Annotated in this window: 2 protein-coding genes; both read right to left on the minus strand. The window is 65.3% G+C overall.

Going from position 1 to position 1,587, the window contains the following annotated elements:
- The coding region (gene dnaG / locus EN914_RS34875) for a DNA primase (RefSeq protein ID WP_127389661.1) at positions 1-1,335 on the minus strand (1,335 nt) is incomplete at its 3' end.
- A gap of 140 nt (positions 1,336-1,475) precedes the next feature.
- Positions 1,476-1,587, minus strand: a 112-nt coding sequence (locus EN914_RS34880) for an RcnB family protein (protein ID WP_206527312.1), incomplete at its 5' end; no start/stop codon positions are given.

Consider the following 1,587-nt stretch of genomic DNA (forward strand, 5'->3'; position numbering starts at 1 on the left):
GCCCTGGCCCGGGCGCCCATCCTGGCGGCCGCTTTGCCTGGTGCCGCGCTGCGAGCCGAAGAAGCTCAACACGCGCTCGCGCATCTCCTGTTGATAATGGTAGCGGAGACTTTCATCGCGGATGCGGCTGGTCAGTTCGCGCAGCGTCTTCTCGAGCTCGGCCCGCCGCTCCGGCGTGTCGAAGACGCCGCCCGCCGTCTCACGCATCCATAAAAGGTCGACCAGCGGCCGCGCCTCGGCCAGAACGCTACGAAACGCATCCGGTCCTTCGGCCTTGACGAGGTCGTCGGGATCCTTGCCTTCCGGCAGCAGCGCGAAACGCGCCGAGCGGCCGGCCTGCACCGACGGCAGCGCCATGTCGGCGGCCCGCCACGCGGCCTTCAACCCGGCCTTGTCGCCGTCGAAGCACAACATCGGCTCCGGCGCCATGCGCCACAGCAGCTCGAGCTGGTTCTCGGTAAGCGCGGTGCCGAGCGGCGCCACGACATTCTCGAAGCCGGCCTGTGCCAGCGCGATGACATCCATATAGCCTTCGACGGCGATGACCGTGCCGCCCTTGGCCAAGGCCTTGCGGGCGCGGGCGAAATTATAAAGCACGTTGCCCTTGTGGAAGAGCTCGGTGTCGGGCGAGTTCATGTATTTGGCCAGCGCATCGGGCTGCAGCGCGCGGCCGCCAAAGGCGATGATCTTCCCCTTGGAATCCGGGATCGGAAACATGATGCGGTCGCGGAACCAGTCATAGGAAACCGGGATGTCGTCGCCGTGGCGCACCAGTCCGCAGGCCTCGATATCGGCTTTCGGCACGCCCCTGGCGGCGAGATGCTCCTTCAGCGCATTGCGGCTGTCCGGCGCAAAACCGAGCCGGAACGATTGCTGCGTCGCCGGCGTCAGGCCGCGGTCGCGCAGATAGGCACGCGCCTTGGCGCCTTCCGGTCCCTGCAGCCGTTCCTGGAAGAAGGCGGTCGCCATCTCCATGACGTCGGTCAGGCTGGCGCGTTCCTTTTCGCGCCGCTCCTCCTGCGCATCGCGGACCGGCATAGGCACCCCGGCCATGTCGGCGATCTTTTCCACAGCTTCGGGAAAGCTCATCCCGTCCAGTTCGGTGAGGAACTTGAAATGATCGCCCGAGACCGAACAGCCGAAACAATGGTAGCGGCCCTTCTTGTCCTCGCAGTGGAAGGAAGGGCTCTTCTCGCCATGGAACGGGCAGCAGGCCCAATAGTCGCCGCGCGGTGCGTTGGTCTTCTTGCGGTCCCACGCGACGCGCTGGCCGATCACCGATGAAATCGGCACGCGGTCGCGTATCTCGTCGAGGAAGGCGGGTGGAAAGCGCATCGGGGAACTCGTTTCCCGATTATATAATCACGCCCGCGAAATCCGACGACCCTTAATGCGGGCCATACCCGGTTTCCACAGGCAAAAAGAAAGGCGGCCGTAGCGGGCCGCCTCCCTTTTCAATGTCCGGCAGGTGCCGATTAATGCGCGGCAAGCGCGCCGAAGATGACGCCGGAGAGGATGCCGACCAGCACATAGTCGTTGCCGACGCGGATCCATTCCTGGCCGCGGCCGGGGCGATGCAGGCCGTAG

It is taken from the genome of Mesorhizobium sp. M7A.F.Ca.CA.001.08.2.1, assembly GCF_003998455.1.
Classification (GTDB): Bacteria; Pseudomonadota; Alphaproteobacteria; order Rhizobiales; family Rhizobiaceae; genus Mesorhizobium; species Mesorhizobium ciceri.